At 62.7% G+C, this 16,696-nt stretch carries 17 protein-coding genes; 10 read left to right on the top strand and 7 right to left on the bottom strand.

Features of this window, described 5'->3' with window-relative positions; translation table 11 throughout:
- Positions 1-27 precede the first annotated feature (27 nt).
- Positions 28-1,395, bottom strand: a complete 1,368-nt coding sequence (locus EOC93_RS12135) for an Nramp family divalent metal transporter (protein WP_126105345.1) — start codon at positions 1,393-1,395, stop codon at positions 28-30.
- 244 nt (positions 1,396-1,639) lie between these two features.
- Between EOC93_RS12135 and mntR the strand changes: the two genes are divergently transcribed.
- The 4 genes from mntR (at position 1,640) to EOC93_RS12115 (ending at position 5,024) form a co-directional block, all read left to right on the top strand.
- Positions 1,640-2,095 carry a manganese-binding transcriptional regulator MntR gene (mntR, locus tag EOC93_RS12130; RefSeq protein ID WP_164547295.1) on the top strand — a complete coding sequence of 152 codons (456 nt, stop codon included), beginning with the start codon at positions 1,640-1,642 and terminating at the stop codon, positions 2,093-2,095.
- 96 nt (positions 2,096-2,191) lie between these two features.
- Complete coding sequence (locus EOC93_RS12125; RefSeq protein WP_126105347.1) at positions 2,192-2,380, top strand: hypothetical protein; 189 nt, start codon at positions 2,192-2,194, stop codon at positions 2,378-2,380.
- Between the two features lie 279 nt (positions 2,381-2,659).
- Positions 2,660-3,589 (top strand): neutral zinc metallopeptidase, encoded by a 930-nt coding sequence (locus tag EOC93_RS12120; RefSeq protein ID WP_127204720.1) that lies wholly within the window; start codon positions 2,660-2,662, stop codon positions 3,587-3,589.
- A gap of 187 nt (positions 3,590-3,776) precedes the next feature.
- Positions 3,777-5,024, top strand: coding sequence for a TCR/Tet family MFS transporter (locus EOC93_RS12115; protein WP_127204719.1), 1,248 nt, complete (start codon positions 3,777-3,779; stop codon positions 5,022-5,024).
- Between the two features lie 7 nt (positions 5,025-5,031).
- Here EOC93_RS12115 and carA read toward each other — a convergent pair whose 3' ends face one another.
- Positions 5,032-6,249, bottom strand: a complete 1,218-nt coding sequence (carA, locus tag EOC93_RS12110) for a glutamine-hydrolyzing carbamoyl-phosphate synthase small subunit (protein ID WP_127204718.1) — start codon at positions 6,247-6,249, stop codon at positions 5,032-5,034.
- Between the two features lie 280 nt (positions 6,250-6,529).
- Here carA and EOC93_RS12105 point away from each other — a divergent pair, with 280 nt between their 5' ends.
- Complete coding sequence (locus EOC93_RS12105) at positions 6,530-6,979, top strand: GatB/YqeY domain-containing protein (RefSeq protein ID WP_127204717.1); 450 nt, start codon at positions 6,530-6,532, stop codon at positions 6,977-6,979.
- Positions 6,980-6,997: 18 nt separating this feature from the next.
- Here EOC93_RS12105 and EOC93_RS12100 read toward each other — a convergent pair whose 3' ends face one another.
- On the bottom strand, positions 6,998-7,456 hold the full coding sequence (locus EOC93_RS12100; protein WP_095488932.1) for a DUF1801 domain-containing protein: 459 nt from the start codon (positions 7,454-7,456) through the stop codon (positions 6,998-7,000).
- On the opposite strand from EOC93_RS12100, the gene EOC93_RS12095 reads away from it, so the two are divergent.
- Positions 7,434-8,540 (top strand): arginase family protein, encoded by a 1,107-nt coding sequence (locus tag EOC93_RS12095; RefSeq protein WP_127204716.1) that lies wholly within the window; start codon positions 7,434-7,436, stop codon positions 8,538-8,540. The genes EOC93_RS12100 and EOC93_RS12095 overlap by 23 nt on opposite strands.
- Before the next feature lie 8 nt (positions 8,541-8,548).
- Here EOC93_RS12095 and EOC93_RS12090 read toward each other — a convergent pair whose 3' ends face one another.
- The gene (locus EOC93_RS12090; protein ID WP_095488934.1) at positions 8,549-9,001 is read right to left on the bottom strand and encodes a DUF1801 domain-containing protein; all 453 of its coding nucleotides are present in this window, start codon (positions 8,999-9,001) and stop codon (positions 8,549-8,551) included.
- Positions 9,002-9,238: 237 nt separating this feature from the next.
- On the opposite strand from EOC93_RS12090, the gene EOC93_RS12085 reads away from it, so the two are divergent.
- Positions 9,239-9,796 (top strand): GNAT family N-acetyltransferase, encoded by a 558-nt coding sequence (locus tag EOC93_RS12085; RefSeq protein ID WP_095488935.1) that lies wholly within the window; start codon positions 9,239-9,241, stop codon positions 9,794-9,796.
- 65 nt (positions 9,797-9,861) lie between these two features.
- Here EOC93_RS12085 and EOC93_RS12080 read toward each other — a convergent pair whose 3' ends face one another.
- A complete protein-coding gene (locus EOC93_RS12080; protein WP_095488936.1) occupies positions 9,862-10,710 on the bottom strand; it encodes an SDR family oxidoreductase in 849 nt (282 codons plus the stop codon).
- Positions 10,711-10,823: 113 nt separating this feature from the next.
- On the opposite strand from EOC93_RS12080, the gene EOC93_RS12075 reads away from it, so the two are divergent.
- Complete coding sequence (locus tag EOC93_RS12075; protein ID WP_095488937.1) at positions 10,824-11,714, top strand: LysR family transcriptional regulator; 891 nt, start codon at positions 10,824-10,826, stop codon at positions 11,712-11,714.
- 36 nt (positions 11,715-11,750) lie between these two features.
- Here the strand turns inward: EOC93_RS12075 and EOC93_RS12070 are convergent, their stop codons facing one another.
- Positions 11,751-12,932 carry an MFS transporter gene (locus tag EOC93_RS12070; protein ID WP_095488938.1) on the bottom strand — a complete coding sequence of 394 codons (1,182 nt, stop codon included), beginning with the start codon at positions 12,930-12,932 and terminating at the stop codon, positions 11,751-11,753.
- 162 nt (positions 12,933-13,094) lie between these two features.
- On the bottom strand, positions 13,095-14,759 hold the full coding sequence (locus EOC93_RS12065; RefSeq protein WP_095488939.1) for a Na/Pi cotransporter family protein: 1,665 nt from the start codon (positions 14,757-14,759) through the stop codon (positions 13,095-13,097).
- Between the two features lie 387 nt (positions 14,760-15,146).
- Between EOC93_RS12065 and EOC93_RS12060 the strand changes: the two genes are divergently transcribed.
- Together EOC93_RS12060 and dnaG are read left to right on the top strand one after the other, a co-directional pair.
- Positions 15,147-15,518 (top strand): RcnB family protein, encoded by a 372-nt coding sequence (locus EOC93_RS12060; RefSeq protein ID WP_095488941.1) that lies wholly within the window; start codon positions 15,147-15,149, stop codon positions 15,516-15,518.
- A gap of 157 nt (positions 15,519-15,675) precedes the next feature.
- On the top strand, positions 15,676-16,696 hold a 1,021-nt coding region (dnaG, locus tag EOC93_RS12055), incomplete at its 3' end, for a DNA primase (RefSeq protein ID WP_127204715.1).

Genomic DNA, 16,696 nt, shown 5'->3' with positions numbered 1-16,696 from the left:
CGCGTCCGTCCTGGCTGAGAGAAACTTTCAGCCAATGCCGGCGACGGTGTCGTAGAGCAGCTTGAAGTTGAGCACCAGGATGAGAGCGGCGACCACCCATGCAAGCGCGGCGACGCCCCGCGGAATGGCAAGATTGCCCATCTTCTTTTTGTCCGACACGAACTGCACGAGTGGGATCACCGCGAAGGGCAATTGCATCGACAGGATCACCTGGCTGAAGACGAGGAGCTGGCCGGTTCCCTTCTCGCCATAGAGCGCGGTGACGACCACCACCGGGACGATGGCGATGCCGCGCGTCAGCAGGCGTCGCGCCCATTGCGGGATGCGCAGGCGCAGGAAGCCCTCCATCACGATCTGGCCGGCGAGCGTCGCCGTCACCGTGGAATTCAGGCCGGAGGCAAGCAGCGCCACGGCAAACAGGATCGAAGCGATGCCGAGGCCGAGCAGCGGCGAGAGAAGCTCGAAGGCCTGGCCGATCTCGGCGACGTCGTGATGGCCGGTGCCATGGAAAGCCACCGCCGAGACGATCAGGATGGAGGCGTTGACGAACAGCGCCAATATCAAGGCGATGGTCGAGTCCATCGTTGCCCATTTGATGGCATCGCGCTTGCCGGCTTCGGTGCGCTCATAGGCGCGGGTCTGCACGATCGAGGAGTGCAGATAGAGATTATGCGGCATTACGGTGGCACCGATGATGCCGATGGCGATGTAGAGCATCGCCGGGTTGGTGACGATCTCCGACGACGGCACGAACATGGAATGCAGGATCGAGCCGACCGGGGGAGCGGCGGCGAAGATCTGGATGGCGAAGCAACCGAAGATGATGATCAAAAGCGCAACGATGAAGGCCTCGAGGTAACGGAAGCCCCTGTTCATCAGCAGCAGAACGAGGAAAGCGTCGAGGGCGGTCAAGACGGCGCCGCCGATCAGCGGAATGCCGAACAGCAGCTGCAGAGCGATCGCCGTGCCGATGACTTCGGCCAGATCGCAGGCGATGATCGCCAGCTCGCAGGCGATCCACAGCATGAAATTGACCGGCCGCGGATAATAGGCACGGCAGGCCTGGGCGAGGTCACGCCCGGTGGCGATGCCGAGCCTGGCGGCGAGCGCCTGCAGCAGGATCGCCATGAGGTTCGACAACATGATGATGAAGAGCAGGGTGTAGCCGAACTGGGCGCCGCCGGCGAGGTCGGTAGCCCAGTTGCCGGGGTCCATGTAGCCGACCGAAACCATGTAGCCCGGCCCCATGAAGGCGAACAGCCTGCGGAACCAAACGCCGGACTGCGGTACCGCGATCGAGGCGTTGACCTCGCGCAGGCTTGGCTGCTCGTCCTCTTCCGGCCGGGCAAATCGCCACATGGTTCGGGATGCTGTTCCGGCTTCGGCTTCTGACATGGGGGGATTTCCGCTGGATCGGCTACGTTGCCATCCTATCTATGTCAGGGCTGAACATTATGCAATATGCTATGTTTCATTGTTTATGCTTTTGAATAGTGCCCCCTGCTGGCGAAGCGCGGGTGAATCGGAAAGGCTGGTTGCGCCTGCCGTCGAATGCAAATAAAGGGCCAGAAGAATGGAAGCCCGTGCTATGAATGTATAAATGCCGGCCTATCCGCAGACAGTCGAGGAGGAGCGCGTATTGGCGCTGAAGAACAGACCGGTTCCACGCGAAAAGCCGCTGCCTGACGCCGAAAGTCACTCGGCGGGGTTTAGGCAAACGCGCGAAGCGCGCCGCAGCGCGCTGGTCGAGGACTATGTCGAGCTCATCGCCGACCTGATTGAGGACGGCAACGAGGCGCGCCAGGTCGACATCGCGGCGCGCCTCGGCGTCGCCCAGCCGACCGTCGCCAAAATGCTGACGCGACTGTGCGCTGACGGGCTCGTCTCGAGGAAACCCTACCGGGGCGTGTTCCTGACCGATGCCGGTCGGAAGGTCGCGGAAGAGAGCCGCATTCGCCACCAGACGGTGGAAGCCTTCCTGCGCTCGCTCGGGGTCAGCGCCGAGACGGCGCGCATCGATGCCGAGGGCATCGAGCACCATGTCAGCGCCGAGACGCTTGAAGCGTTTCGCAAGGCGATGACGGCGACACGCTAAGTCTACCGCCATTGTCGACAGTCCTGCCGGAACCGCCGCGTTGCCGCTGCGTTTGAGATCGTGCCACGCGATTGGCGCGAGGCCGAGGAGGATACGATGGGCGTTGAACAGGCACCGACACCGAAGGGCAAGCAAGCGGCCAAGGGATTGAAGCAAGCTGCGGCGAAGGACGAGCGCAAGACGGAAGCGGATACCGGTCGCCCGCTCAAAAAGAGTGCGGCCCGCTTCGAGGAGCGCTCGAAAAGCTCGGACGGCAAGAGCACGGGTACCAAGCAGAAGATCTGAGCGTAACCGCCGGGAGGCGGCGAGCAGCAGCAGGGAGCATGGCGACGGTGCTGGCATGGACCTGTACACGAGCACGATGCCGGAGCTGCGTCTCACGGTTACGCTTGACGCCAAGACCCACGATGTTGCGATCCGCCAGCCTTGGCTGCTGCAGCGCTGCGGAGCCGGTGCCTTTGCGAAAAATGCTGTGACTTGGTGCAACCGTTGGGATAATTGTTATTGGGTCTGATCGGCCGAGATAAGACCGATCAACCGGAATTTGCACCACGGGGAGTTGCCATGCTCTGGAAGGGTCGTCGTCAGAGTGATAATGTCCAGGACGAACGCAGCCAGAGCGGTGGCGGCCTGCCTGGCGGCGGGCCCGGCCGGTTCCGTATCCCGATCGGCGGCCGCTCCGGCGGCGGAATGTCATTGTCGACCATCGTCATTCTCGTGGTCCTCTATTTCGGGCTGAAGGCCTTCGGCATCGACCCGCTGCAGATCCTGGCCGGCGGCGACGGCGGTCTGCTGCCGGGCGGTGGCGGCCAGATCACCGACAACAGCGGCGCGCAGGGCACAGGTGCGCCGGCCTCCGACGAGATGAAGCAGTTCGTCTCGACGGTCCTGGCCGAGACCGAGGATACCTGGAGCGGCATTTTCCAGGCCAACGGCCTGACCTACGAGGATCCGAAGCTGGTTCTGTTCAGCGGACAGATCCGCTCGGCCTGCGGCTTTGCCTCTTCGGCCGCCGGTCCGTTCTACTGTCCCGGCGACCACAAGGTCTATCTCGACACCACTTTCTTCCAGCAGCTTGACCGGCAGTTCGGCGCTTCGGGCGATTTCGCCCAGGCCTATGTGATCGCGCATGAAGTCGGCCACCACGTGCAGAACCTCACCGGCATTCTGCCCAAGTTCAACCAGATGCGCCAGCAGATGGGCGAGGCCCAAGCCAACCATATGTCGGTGCAGGTCGAGCTTCAGGCCGATTGCTTCGCCGGCGTCTGGGCGCATTTCACCGGGCAAAAAGGCATCCTGGAACAGGGTGATATGGAAGAGGCGCTGAACGCCGCCCAGCAGATCGGCGACGACACGATGCAGAAGAAGATGCAGGGTTATGTCATTCCGGAAAGCTTCAACCATGGCACGTCGCAGCAGCGGCAGACCTGGCTGGCGCGCGGCTACAAGAGCGGCAAGCTTTCGGATTGCGACACGTTCAACACCCCCATCTGAGGGCATTCGGGCTTTCTTGTTGAAGCGACCGTTGAAGCGCGGGCGGTGATGCAGGCCGCACTCATGTCGACAGTTGATGTCAGGATCAAAATTCCTGGCGCGTTCCCTTATTGTTCTGTGCGGCTGCCTCACCTATAACGAGCCGCTCCGCTTTTGCTCCGAGGCGGCTCCAGGAGTCGATATCGTCATGATCGAAGCCAAAACCGCCAAGCGGGGGCTTGCGCTTGTTTTCACCACGCTGTTGCTCGACATTACCGGTATCGGCATCATCATGCCGGTGCTGCCGGCCTATCTGCAGGAACTGACCGGCGTTGGCGTCAGCGAAGCGGCGATCGAGGGCGGCTGGCTGTTCTTCGTCTATGCGGCCATGCAGTTCCTGTTCGCGCCGCTGGTCGGCAATCTCAGCGACCGCTTCGGGCGCCGCCCGATCCTGCTGGCCTCGGTGCTGACCTTCGCCATCGACAATCTGATCTGCGCGGTCGCCTGGTCCTATTCGGTCCTGTTCATCGGCCGGGTGCTGGCCGGCATCAGCGGCGCCAGCTACTCGACCGCCTCCGCTTTCATCGCCGATGTCAGCACCGACGAGAACAGGGCGAAGAATTTCGGCCTGCTTGGCATCGCTTTCGGTGTCGGGTTCATCATCGGCCCGGTGCTGGGCGGGTTGCTAGGCGAATTCGGGCCGCGCGTGCCGTTCTGGGGCGCGGCGGGGCTTGCACTCATCAACTTCATCGTCGGCTGGTTCTTCCTGCCGGAAACGCTGGAGCAGCACCACCGGCGGCGATTCGAGTGGCGCCGCGCCAATCCTCTCGGCGCCCTGAAGCAGATGCGCAACTATCATGGCATCGGCTGGATCGGGCTGGTGTTCTTCCTGATGACGCTCGGCCACATGATGTACCCTGCCGTGTGGTCGTTCGTCGGCAGTTACCGCTATGGCTGGAGCGAACAGCAGATCGGCCTCTCGCTCGGCGTCTTCGGTCTTGGCGGGGCACTGGTGATGGGTTTTGTCCTGCCGCGCGTCATTCCACGGCTCGGCGAATGGCGGACCGCCGCCATCGGTCTTGCTTTTACCGCGCTCGCCGCCTTCGGCTATGCCGCGGCATGGAAGGGCTGGATGATTTATGCGGTGATCGTGGCGACCTGCCTCGAGGCGCTGGCCGACCCGCCGCTGCGGAGCCTGGCGGCGGCCAAGGTGCCGCCCTCCGCGCAAGGCGAATTGCAAGGGGCGATGACAAGCGTGTTTTCGATCACCAGCATCATCACGCCGCTGCTTTATACCGGAATCTTCGCCTGGTTCACCGGGCCGAGCGCGCCGGTGGTGTTCGGCGGCGCGCCCTTTGTGCTCGGCGGCATTTTTCTTGCCTTGTCGCTGATCGCATTCGTGCTCAGGGTCGAGAAGCCGCGCGCGGTGAGGGACGTCACGACGGCGACGGTGTGAACTTGAATCAGGCCCGCTCCGCCAGCAATTCCTCGCCGCGCTTTTCGCGGATGAGATTGACGAAGCGGCGGAACAGATAGTGCGAATCCTGCGGGCCGGGCGAGGCTTCGGGATGATGCTGGACCGAGAACACCGGCCTTCCTGTCAGAGTGATGCCGCAGTTCGAGCCGTCGAACAGCGAGACATGGGTCTCTTCGACGCCGCTCGGCAACGAATCGGCATCGACGGCAAAGCCGTGATTCATCGAGACGATCTCGACCTTGCCGGTGGTGTGATCCTTGACCGGATGGTTGGCGCCGTGATGGCCCTGATGCATTTTGGCGGTTTTGCCGCCCAGCGCCAGCGCCAGCATCTGGTGGCCGAGGCAGATGCCGAAGACCGGGATGTCTGTCTTCAGCAGTTCCTGGATCACCGGAACGGCGTAGTCGCCCGTAGCTTCCGGATCACCAGGACCGTTGGAGAGAAAGATGCCGTCGGGCCGCATGGCGAGGATATCCTCGGCACCGGTGTTGGCCGGCACCACGGTGACCTTGGCGCCAAGGCCAGCAAGCAGGCGCAATATGTTGCGCTTGACGCCGTAGTCGATGGCGACGACATGCATGGACGGATCGATCTGTTCGCCAAAGCCCTCATCCCAGACCCAGGGCGTCTCGCGCCAGACCGAGGACTGGCCGGAAGTGACGTCCTTGGCCAAGTCAAGCCCGATCAGGCCGGACCAGGCGGCGGCGCGGCGCTTCAGATCGTCGATGTCGAATATGCCGTCGGGCGCGTGCGCGATGACGGCGTTGGGCATGCCCTTTTCGCGGATCAGCGCGGTCAGCGCACGGGTGTCGATGCCCGAAAGTGCTACGATGCCGCGTTTCTTCAGCCATTGGTCGAGACCGGCTGCGGCGCGATAGCTGGACGGATTGGTGACGTCGGCCTTGAACACGGCGCCGACGGCGCCGGCGCGGGCAACCGGGTTGAGATCCTCGATGTCCTCGTCATTGGTGCCGATATTGCCGATATGCGGAAAGGTGAAGGTGACGATCTGGCCGGCATAGGACGGGTCGGTGAGGATTTCCTGATAGCCCGTCAGCGCAGTGTTGAAGCAAACCTCGGCGACGGCGGAGCCGGTAGCGCCAAGGCCGCGGCCCTCGATGACGGTGCCGTCGGCCAGCACCAGCAAGGCGGTCGGCTTCTCGGTGGCCCAAGGGGGGGTCGACGCGGCGGTCATCATTGCCATGGCGGCACTCCTAAAAGGCTGCGCCTTTCAATCGGTCCGGCGGACCACTCTGCGCAGCAAACCGCGCGCAGCGGCGATTTCGCAGCCAGCGCGCGTAACAAAAATTCAGTTCATGCAAGGCCCAGTACATAGGATAAGGCGCCAGAACGGTCAATGAGGCTATGCCGAACGGCATGGATTTATTTCATTGAACGATATCAGGCAGTTGCCGGTCAGTACCGAATTTGCCTTGGGCTTTGGGCAAGGGTATTGTCCGCGCCGGATCGAAGGAGAAAGCACCATGCGCGGCAAAATCGCCGAATCCCTGAAGAGCGCGATGAAGGCGCAGGACAAGCGCCGGCTGCCGACCTTGCGGCTGATCCAGGCGGCCATTCACGATCGCGACATCGCCAATCGCGGCGCCGGCAAGGAGCCGGCCAGCGATGACGAGATCCTGCAGATATTGGCCAAGATGGTAAAGCAGCGCGAGGAGTCGGCCAAGGCGTTCGACGACGGCAAGCGGCCGGAGCTTGCCGCGCAGGAGCGCGACGAGATGGCCATCATCCGAGACTTCCTGCCGATGCAACTGGGCCAGGCCGAGACCGAAACGGCGATCCGCGCCGCCATCGCCGAGACCGGCGCCAGCGGCGTCAAGGACATGGGCAAGGTGATGGCCGTGCTCAAGGAGAAGTACGCCGGCCAGATGGATTTCTCCAAGGCGAGCGGCATGGTCAAGGGACTGCTGCAGTAGGGATTTCCCGCTGCAGCCTCAAGCGCTCTTCGGTTTCTTCTGAGAGCGGGCAGTAGCTCGCACCGACATGTTCAGTGCCACGGCGGCGCGTATGAGCGCCTTCAACGCCTCTTCATCGACCTTGTCGCCCTCGTGGATATCGACGGCGCGTCTGGTGTTGCCTTCGAGGCTGGAGTTGAAGAGGCCGGCAGGGTCCTCCAATGAGGCGCCCTTGGCGAAGGTCATCTTCACGACATTCTTGTACGTCTCACCGGTGCAGATTATTCCGGCGTGCTCCCACACCGGAACCCCTCTCCACTTCCACTCCTCGACCACCTCGGGGTCGGCCTGCTTGATCAGGGTTCGGACCCGAGCGAGCATCTCGCCCCGCCAATCGCTCAGCTCGTTGATTCTCGCATCTATCAACTGAGAGGGAGTGTCTCCTCCTTCTCCTTCCTTCGAGCCGCTCTTCTTCATGGCCGTTGTCGCTTTGGTCATGATTGGTCCCAGTGGCTTTGTGCACGTTCGGCGTCTGGCCGTCTCACGACGGTATCGATGCGGCGAGCCGTTTGCCATTCCGGCGCGAAGCGCCCGGCCTGTTGGCCTCGTGCCAATGCCGGGCGACAAACTCCCACGTCGAGGAGGAACCTTCCTCCCTCCGGACACGTTTTGCAACGAGGATCATCCGAAATTGGAGCTTCGATTTGGCAGCGCGTTTGTTGAACATTATCGGCGCCGCCACCAGCGTTCGCCGGGGCAGGAACAAGCCCCCGCGGCCTTTCGGCGACATGGGCTTGCAGAGGCGCTCGTGAGCCGAGGCCGAACCATCAGGGATCATGGTGATGTTGCATCGTTCCGATGGCGACCGGATCCCTCGCGGCCGCAGGCTATGAACCTGGAGGCCGTGCGCCACGCCTGTGACTTGGTCGCAAGCAACGTGGCGACGGCGATCGCAGCGCAGGAAGACGTGCTTGTTTTAGGCGGCGATTGTACTGTGGAGCTGGGAACGGTCGCCGGAGCAAACGCCGCCGGCGCGCGGATTGGGCTTGTCTACATAGACTTCGACGTCGATCTCAACACACCCGACACGAGCGACGGCGCCTTGGACTGGACAGGTGTCGCTCATCTGCTCAATATTACCGGATGCGAGCCTTCGCTCGTCAGGCTCGGCCCGACCCGTCCGATGCTCGTGCCTCAGCAGCTCCTCTATTTCGGCGTCGAGAACATCACTCCGCCCGAAGCCGCGACGATCAGAGATAACGCGATCAAGGTTATATCGCGTGAGGAAGCTTTGAATGATATCGAGGCGGCGTCGCGCGCGGCCGAATGGGCGGCGAGCTTTGACTGCGTGCTGATCCACTTCGATGTCGATGTACTCTCCTTTGTCGATTTTCCGATTGCTGAGAATGTGCGCCGTTGCGACGGTCTCAAATTGGAGCAAGCCGCCTTCGTGCTAAAGCAGTTGGCCGCCCTGCCGCAATGGCGCGGTCTGACCATCACAGAGGTTAATCCGGCCCATGCGCCAGACGAGACCGCCGCGTTCGCACGCTTGAATGAGGTGCTTGCGGACGCCCTTGGCTAACTCGCATCTCACAGTTGTTCGCCGGGCAATTGGCTGGCTTGCTTCACCCAAGCGGCGAACTGAGCTTCGTCGAGTTGGTCCTCATAGACGTCGAGGTAGCGCACTTCCTTGTGCTTGGACTCGCCGGGAGGAACAGGGCGCAGCGACGTGCCCCGGAAGAAGGTCACTTTAACGTAGCGGGTAAAGACATGGAACGACAGAAACCAGCCCTGGCCCTCGATGCCGTAAAAAGGCGAGTTCCATTTGACTGCCTTGTGCACGCCGGGGACGGTGCGCACGATGATCGCGTCGAGGCGCCGCCCCACATCGCTTTTCCACCCCGGCATGGCCGCGATGTAGGCCTGCACGGGAGCATCGCCGTAGCCCTTCGGGATCTGAGGGTTGCCGCCCGAGAGGAGGGTCGGCTTCGTCGCGACCCGCTCGGCGGCCTTCGCCGACTTCTCAGACGTGTTGCCGGCCATTGTGTTCACTCCAGTGGTAGACCCATCGATTATACTTGATTTTAGAAAGCCGCCCCTGAAGATCAACTTCCGAATCCTATCGATCTCTGCCCAAACCCATAAGCCCACAGGTTCTTCCCCACAGGCGGACATCGCGGAGGCGAACGGCACGGATGCGTGCCGGCGGCAAGCGGTCTATCCTTTTGCCAGGGAATCGACTTGGATGACTGGGGACGCCCAGCGGATCGGTCGCACGTCATGATCGAACTCGTCAAACCGGCGCTTGAACATCTGCCGTCCTACAAGGCCGCCCTTGAGCGCGGCTGGTCGCCGGACAATGTGCGGCTGATGGAGGCGGTGCGCGAGCAGCTTGCGGCCATCGAAAAGGATCCGGTGGCTTTCCTCGCCGGTTTCGACGACCCCGAGGCCAGGGCTGGTCCGATCACCTTGCCCGATGGGACGAAAGTGCCACGCCTGCCGGGGTTCCGGCGCTGGATCTGGGACGGCGAAGTCGCTGGCTCGATCGGCTTTCGCTGGCAACGCGGCACCGCCGAGCTGCCGCCGCATGTGCTCGGCCATATCGGCTATGCGGTGGTGCCGTGGAAGCGGCGGTGCGGCTATGCGACCGAGGCGCTGCGGCTGATGCTCGGCGAGGCGAGGGCGCTCGGCCTGCCCTTCGTCGAGATCACCGCCAAGCCGGGTAATCTCGCCTCGCAGAAGGTGGTGCTGGCCAATGGCGGCCGGCTCGTCGGGCGTTTCTTCGAGGACGCTGCCTATGGCGGTGCCGAAAGCCTGCGCTACCGGATCGATTTGTAAAATCTGGTCCGCAGGTTTTCAGCCAACGCTGCCGCAGCGTTGGCAAGTCAACCTGACCTCATCCGTCAGCTGTCGAAATCCATCGACAATGCAGTATCCCTCTGGGCTTCGAGTTCGGCGAGCCTGCCCTGGAGCGCGCTGCTGATCGAGGCATAGGCGGCGGCGCCGAACGTCAACCGCGGGGGAGCGAGGTTCTGTTCGACTGAGGCTACCATCGCTTCGACCATCTTCTGCGCATCGCCCTTTACCTCGAAGGAGCCTTCGGCAAAAGCCCCGCGCAGGTCACCGACCGGCGTATTCACATAGGCGCCCGTAGGCTTGGCACTAACCAAACCGGCCGCAAAGTTTGTCCGCGTCGGCCCGGGCTCGACGATCGTGAAGGTGATGTCAAACGGCGCCACCTCCTGTCGAACGGATTCGACAAAGCCTTCGATGCCCCATTTGGTGGCGTGATAGAGGCTGAAACCAGGATAAGCCATCTGTCCGCCTTCCGAGGAGATTTGCAGAATCCGGCCGCCGCCCTGTTTTCTTAGATGCGGGAGAACGGCGCGGATGAGCTGGATCGAGCCGATGAGGTTGGTATCGATCAGATGGCGGATCTGGTCGTCGTCCAATTCTTCCGCCGCGCCAAACAGGCCATAGCCCGCATTGCTGACAATGACATCGATGCGGCCCAGATCGTGAAAAGCCTTGTCGATCGTCCGGCGCATTGCCTCGGTGTCGGTTACGTCAAGCGAGGCGATCCAAAGGCGATCGCCGTAATCTGCCTTCAGGCCGGCAAGCGCCTCCGGCTTGCGCACGGTCGCGGCCACCCGGTCGCCGCGGGCCAGAAGCGTTTCCGTCAGGAGCCGCCCGAAGCCAGAGGAGGTACCGGTGATGAACCAGGTCCTGGTCGCGGGAGAAATCTTGGTCATGGGAGAAGTCCTTATTCGCCAAGCCGCGTGATCGCGGCTATCTCCACGCAAGATATTCCTTCCAATTCATGGTACTATCCACCCAATCTTGCACGAGCTGATGAACATTTCCCATGAGTGGACCCGGGCTTCCCGAGCTGACCGCGCTTGCGGCAATTGTCTCCCACCGCAGCTTTCGCAAGGCGGCGGACGATCTCGGACTATCGCCCTCGACGCTCAGTCACATGATGCGGGCGTTAGAACGGGACATGGGCGTGCGCCTGCTCAATCGCACCACGCGCAGCGTGGCACCGACAGAGGCCGGCGCACGGCTCGTCGCGCGCCTGCAGCCGCTGTTGCGGGACATAGACGCGGCCCTTGCGGAGGTGGACAACTTCCGCAGCCTCCCAGCAGGTACGCTGCGGATCAATTCCAGCGAGATCGCAGCCCGAATGCTGCTTAAATCCACTGTGCCAGCTTTTCTTGCGCGCTACCCACAAGTTTCGCTCGACCTCGTTACCGAGGGAAGGCTGGTCGATATTGTAGCCGAAGGCTTCGACGCAGGCATCCGCCTTGGCGAGGCCGTGCCACAGGACATGGTTGCGGTACGCTTCGGTGGGGCGACGCGCTTCATTGCCGTCGCCTCGCCGACCTATCTCGCCACCCGCAAAATTCCTCGGGTGCCGGACGACCTGAGGAATCACACCTGCATCCGATTCCGCCTGCCGAGTGGCAAGCCCTACCGCTGGGAATTCGAGAAACACGGCCAGGAAATCTCCATCGATGTCCCGGGCGTGCTTACGCTCGACCATATGGAACTGATGGCTGAGGCAGCGGTCGCTGGTTTGGGTGTCGCTTATATCTCCGACAAATCTGCTCAATCTTACATCGAACAGGGAGCGCTCGTCAGTCTGTTGGAGGATTGGTGTCCGGCGATTCCCGGCCTATTCCTCTACTATCCCGGTCATCGCCTCGTGCCGCCGGCCCTGCGCGCCTTCATCGACGTGCTGAAAGAGACGAACTGACGAGGCACGTCTGTCGTCTACGAGGCGTGGCGCCGCCTATTCGGCTGCGGCCGGCAGAGGCGGTGTCGCACTGCTGCGCCACTCCTGGATATGCGAGGCAAATGCGACTACCACAGCGACCAGCATGGCCATGGCGCCAACCACCGGCAGGCTGCGATAGCCATAGCCGGCATTGAGCATGGCGGCGCCGAGCGAGGCGGCCAGCGCGATGCCGACATTGAAGCCGGCCGGGATGAGCGATGAGGCGAGGTTGGAGGCATCCGCCGTCCAGGTCAGGATACGGGTCTGGATCGGCGTGCCGATGGCAAAGCTGAGACCGCCCCAGATAATGATCGCCACCACCATCGGCACCGGGTAAGGGCTGACGGCGTAAATGACGGCAAGTGTCACCGCCTGCATGAAAAGCATGGTGATGAGCGACGGCATTAGTTTCCAGTCGGCGAGCCGCCCGCCAAGAAAGACGCCGATCGTCGCGCCGACCCCGTTGAGCAGGAGCACCCAGGGCACCAGGTCCTCATCGAGGCCAGTGATTTCAAACAGCGTCGGTGTGATGTAGGTGAACAGGCCGAACTGGCCGATCATCAGCATCAGCATGAGGATCAGCGATGTCCAGACCTGCTGGCGTGCGAGCACGCGTACCTCGCTGCCGAAGCTGACGGACTGGCGCGACGAACCCGTCTTGCGCGGCAGCAGGGCGGTGATTGCTGCGATGGATACCATGCCAAGCGCGCACATCACCCAGAACGTCGCGCGCCACCCCCAGACATTGCCGATCGCCGTGCCGGCCGGCACGCCGATGACATTGGAGACCGTCAGGCCCGACAGGATGAGCGCAACGGCCATTCCACGCTGGTCCTGGCGGACCAGGCCGACCGCCACCACCATCGCGACGCCGAAATAGGCGCCGTGCGCCACGGCCACCGCAATCCGCAACAGCAACATGGAGGCGAAGTCGGGTGCAAGTGCGCAAGCGGCCTGGCCGATGGTGAAGGCTGCGGCAAGGCCAAGCAGCAAGGCCTTGCGGGAAATCGCCTTGGTGGCGAGCGTCAGCAGCGGTCCGCCGATCGCGATGCCGCCGGCGTAGCCCGAGACGAGGTAGCCGGCAGTCGGGATGGAAACGCCAAGGCCATCCGCAACCTGCGGCAGCACGCCTGCGATGACGAACTCGGTGGTGCCGAACGCGAATGCGGCGATGAACAGGGCGATGAGGGGAAGCATGGCGCGGGAAGGCGATCCTTGGATGAGATGGCCTCAAATCACGAACGAAAGCCGCGGGCAATCCAGAAATTGTCGACGCCGCTTAAGGTTTTCTTGATCGGGGGCGGTTGCGGCGGTTTTTCGTCTCCCAACAACAAGGGAGAGAGGAAACAGCGTCAACGCCTATCCGGCCTTCAGCCGCGAGCCGGTGAGCAGGCCGCGCTCCTCGAGCACGGGATAGGCCATCGAGGCGAGCAGCGAGTTGATCTGCTTCAAGTCGCGGATGGTGTCGAGATGGATGGAACTGGTCTCGACGCTCTTGGCGGTGCCGTCGCGCAGCCGCACGAAATGGCTGGCGCTGGTCTCCTTCTCGCGTTCGCGCAGCCGGTCCTTTTCCAGCACCAGCTGGCGGGCGGTCTCGGGATCGCGCGAGACCAGCACGTTGAAGGCAAGCCGTGCGTTGGCGAGCACCGAAGCGTGGAAGGCGCTAAGCTCGCGCCAGCCCTCGGGCGTGAATTCCAGTCCGCGCTCGAGCTTCTTCCTGACATGCACCAGCATGTTGCGCACGATGATGTCGCCGACCTGTTCGAGCTTGACGCAGGCGCCGATCAACTCCTGGCAGCGCAGCGCCTCGTCCTCGCTCATCGGGTTCTTGGTGACCTTGGCCAGATAGAGCTTTATCGCTGCGTGCTTCTTGTCGACGCGGTCGTCGAGCGCCGCCAGCGCCTTGATCTTGTCGGCGTCGGCGCTCTCATAGAGCTCGATGATGCGCTTCAACATGATCTCGACCGTCTCGCAGACCCGCACCACTTCACGGGTGGCGTTGGCCAGCGCTTGGCTTGGCACGTCCAGGGCGCTGTCGTTGAGCGCGGACAGCTCGACGACGTCGAGCGCGTCGGCCGGCGCCGGTTTGGTGCCGAGCGCCACGATCTTTTCCGAAGCGCGGTAGACGAGACCGGCCAGGGGCAGGCCGGCAACCAGGATCAGGATGTTGAAGAGGATATGCGCGTTGACGATCTGGTCGGGCACGGTGGCGCCGAGAAAGGCAACCGGCGGCTTCGACCACAGGAACAGGATCAGCATGGCCAGAGAGCCCATGCCGCGCATCAGGAGATTGCCGATCGGAACGACACGCACACCCGGTTCCGCGTTGCGGGTGAGCAGCGGCGCGATGATCGACGAGCCGAGATTGACGCCGAGCACCAGCACGATGCCGAGTTCGGGCGGGATGAAGCCGCGGCCGGCCAGCGTCACCATCAGCAGGACGGCGGCGATCGAGGAATGGAACAGCCAGGTGACCAGCGCCGCCAGGAGATAGGCGGTGACCGGGTCGCCGGAGAAGTAGTCGACGATAACCGGCATGAGCGTGCTCTGGCGCAGCGGCTCCGACGCCTGGCCGATCATCTCCAGCGACAATACCAAAAGCCCGATGCCGACCAGGATACGGCCGAACTGGCGCCAGTCGCGGCGCTCGGTGGCCATGAACATGACGGTGCCTGCGACAAGGCAGATCGGCACCAGCAGCGAAAGATCGAAGGTGAGCAGCTTGACCACCAGCGCCGAGCCGATCTCGGCGCCGCGCACGGCAAGCTGGCCCGACATGCCGCTGACGATGCCGGCGCCGGCGAAGGAGCCGACCAGCAAGGTGACGGCGGTGGAGCTTTGCAGCGCGATCGCCAAGCCGCAGCCGGCCAGAACCGCCATGAAAGGATTGCGCATGGTGGCGCGCAGCTTGTGGCGCAGCAGATCGCCATAGGCGCGCTCGACACCTGTCTTCACCAGGCGGGTGGCAAACAGCATCAGCGCTACCGCGCCGGCAAGATGCAGCAAAACGACAGAGCCGCTCATATCAGGCTCGCAATCCGACGCGCCAGCGATGCGGGCATCGTGATGGCAAAGGGGCAAAAGAGGGTGCGAATCAAGGACATTGCAAGGGTTGATACTACTCCGATTACTTTTAGCCGGATAATAAATTTTGCCCAATTCGGGTGGCTGTTGGCGCGCGACAGGGCGTGTCGGAAATGGATGGATCGCAAAATGGTTGCATTGCCGGCCGGCTTGCGGACGGCCGCGCGGTCAAGAGCAGGCGACACCTTCAGATCCAGTTTGAGCAGGGTGTTGAATTAGGTAGTCTAAATATAAGAAATCATTACGAAAACGTAATCTGAACGTTCAGTTCCGGTTCATTCTTCGGGCTCTATTCCTCAGGCATCGACAACCAAGGAGTACCCAGTCATGAAACGCATCGTTCTTTCCGCAGTCGCCCTCTCGATGCTGGCTGCCACGTCCCTGCAGGGCCAGGCATCGCCGCTGAACGCGCCGAATGCACCGCAGTCGACCTACAGCCAGGTTGACTGGAAGACGTCGGACAAGCATGTCGACGTGAAGAAGCGCGTCGTGGTGAAGAAGAAAGTCGTCGTGAAGAGGAACCATTGGCGCAACGGCCAGAAATATTCCAGCTGGAAGCGCCACCAGCCGATCCGCGACTATCGCCACTATGGCCTGCGTCGTCCTGGCCGTGGCCAGGAATGGATCCGCGTCGGCAACGACTATCTCTTGGTCAGCGTCGTCTCCGGCATCATCTTCGGCGCGATCGCCACGCATTAACCGTCAAAAGGTCGACCGGCACTTTGCCGGAATAGGAAAGAAGGCGGCCCGCAGAGGCCGCCTTCTTTGTGCCCTGTGAAAACCGGGTATGGTTGCGCATTAGGAGTCGTCGGGCTTCGCCGGCGTGATTATATGGAGGGCAAACGAGCCGTTCCCGATGCGCTTTCCACCTGCCTTCCTCGACGAGATACGCGACCGCGTGCCGATTTCATCGGTGATCGGCCAGCGCGTGGCGTGGGACAGGAAGAAGACCAACGCGCCGCGCGGCGATTATTGGGCGTGCTGTCCCTTTCATGGCGAGAAGAGCCCGTCCTTCCATTGCGAGGACAAGAAGGGCCGCTACCATTGCTTCGGCTGCTCGGTTTCGGGCGACCATTTCAAGTTCCTGACTGAACTCGACGGAATGAGCTTTCCTGAAGCGGTCGAGAAGATCGCCGACTTGGCCGGCGTGCCGATGCCGGTTCGCGATGCTCAGGAGGAGCGGCGCGAAAAGGAACGCGCCAGCCTGACCGATGTCATGGAGATGGCGACCGCTTTCTTCCAGGAGCGGCTGCAGGGACCGGAAGGCGCAAAAGCCCGCGCCTATCTGCGCGACCGAGGGCTGACGCCGGCGACGCAGCAATCGTTCCGGCTCGGCTATGCGCCGGACAGCCGCAACGCGCTGAAGGAGCATCTTGCCGCCAAGGGCGTGCCCAAGGCCGACATCGAGGCATGCGGGCTGGTGCGCCATGGCGACGACGTTCCGGTTTCCTACGATTGGTTCCGCGACCGCATTATGTTCCCGATTCCGGATTCCAGAGGCAAGATAATCGCCTTTGGCGGGCGGGCGCTGGCAGCCGATGCGCTCGCCAAATACATGAATTCACCCGACACCGAGCTCTTCCACAAGGGCAATGTGCTCTACAATTTCGCCCGTGCGCGCCAAGCGCTGGCAAAGGGGGCGCTGGCCAAGGGCGGCACGGTCATCGCCGTCGAAGGCTATATGGACGTGATCGCGCTGGCGCAGGCCGGTTTCGAAAATGTCGTGGCGCCACTCGGCACCGCGCTGACCGAAAATCAGCTCGAGCTCCTGTGGCGCATGGCCGGCGAGCCGGTGCTGTGCTTCGACGGCGACCAGGCCGGACTGAAGGCGGCATGGCGCGCCGCCGATATGGCGCTGCCGGCGGTTCAGGCAGGCC

Origin of the sequence: Mesorhizobium sp. M6A.T.Ce.TU.002.03.1.1 (assembly GCF_003997275.1) — a bacterium.
Lineage (GTDB): Bacteria > Pseudomonadota > Alphaproteobacteria > Rhizobiales > Rhizobiaceae > Mesorhizobium > Mesorhizobium mediterraneum.
The sequence above is the reverse complement of the archived record's forward strand: the minus strand, read 5'-3'. Positions and strand labels throughout refer to the sequence as shown.

Excerpts from the sequence above, each read along its gene's own strand:
- EOC93_RS12065 (WP_095488939.1), bottom strand. The coding sequence starts at position 14,759 with ATGAGCGGCTCTGTCGTTTTGCTGCATCTTGCCGGCGCGGTAGCGCTG.
- EOC93_RS12135 (WP_126105345.1), bottom strand. The coding sequence starts at position 1,395 with ATGTCAGAAGCCGAAGCCGGAACAGCATCCCGAACCATGTGGCGATTT.
- EOC93_RS12125 (WP_126105347.1), top strand. The coding sequence starts at position 2,192 with ATGGGCGTTGAACAGGCACCGACACCGAAGGGCAAGCAAGCGGCCAAG.
- EOC93_RS12060 (WP_095488941.1), top strand. The coding sequence starts at position 15,147 with ATGAAACGCATCGTTCTTTCCGCAGTCGCCCTCTCGATGCTGGCTGCC.
- EOC93_RS12070 (WP_095488938.1), bottom strand. The coding sequence starts at position 12,932 with ATGCTTCCCCTCATCGCCCTGTTCATCGCCGCATTCGCGTTCGGCACC.
- carA (WP_127204718.1), bottom strand. The coding sequence starts at position 6,249 with ATGGCAATGATGACCGCCGCGTCGACCCCCCCTTGGGCCACCGAGAAG.
- EOC93_RS12100 (WP_095488932.1), bottom strand. The coding sequence starts at position 7,456 with ATGACCAAAGCGACAACGGCCATGAAGAAGAGCGGCTCGAAGGAAGGA.
- EOC93_RS12120 (WP_127204720.1), top strand. The coding sequence starts at position 2,660 with ATGCTCTGGAAGGGTCGTCGTCAGAGTGATAATGTCCAGGACGAACGC.
- EOC93_RS12105 (WP_127204717.1), top strand. The coding sequence starts at position 6,530 with ATGCGCGGCAAAATCGCCGAATCCCTGAAGAGCGCGATGAAGGCGCAG.
- EOC93_RS12085 (WP_095488935.1), top strand. The coding sequence starts at position 9,239 with ATGATCGAACTCGTCAAACCGGCGCTTGAACATCTGCCGTCCTACAAG.
- EOC93_RS12115 (WP_127204719.1), top strand. The coding sequence starts at position 3,777 with ATGATCGAAGCCAAAACCGCCAAGCGGGGGCTTGCGCTTGTTTTCACC.
- EOC93_RS12090 (WP_095488934.1), bottom strand. The coding sequence starts at position 9,001 with ATGGCCGGCAACACGTCTGAGAAGTCGGCGAAGGCCGCCGAGCGGGTC.
- EOC93_RS12080 (WP_095488936.1), bottom strand. The coding sequence starts at position 10,710 with ATGACCAAGATTTCTCCCGCGACCAGGACCTGGTTCATCACCGGTACC.
- EOC93_RS12095 (WP_127204716.1), top strand. The coding sequence starts at position 7,434 with ATGGCCGTTGTCGCTTTGGTCATGATTGGTCCCAGTGGCTTTGTGCAC.
- EOC93_RS12075 (WP_095488937.1), top strand. The coding sequence starts at position 10,824 with ATGAGTGGACCCGGGCTTCCCGAGCTGACCGCGCTTGCGGCAATTGTC.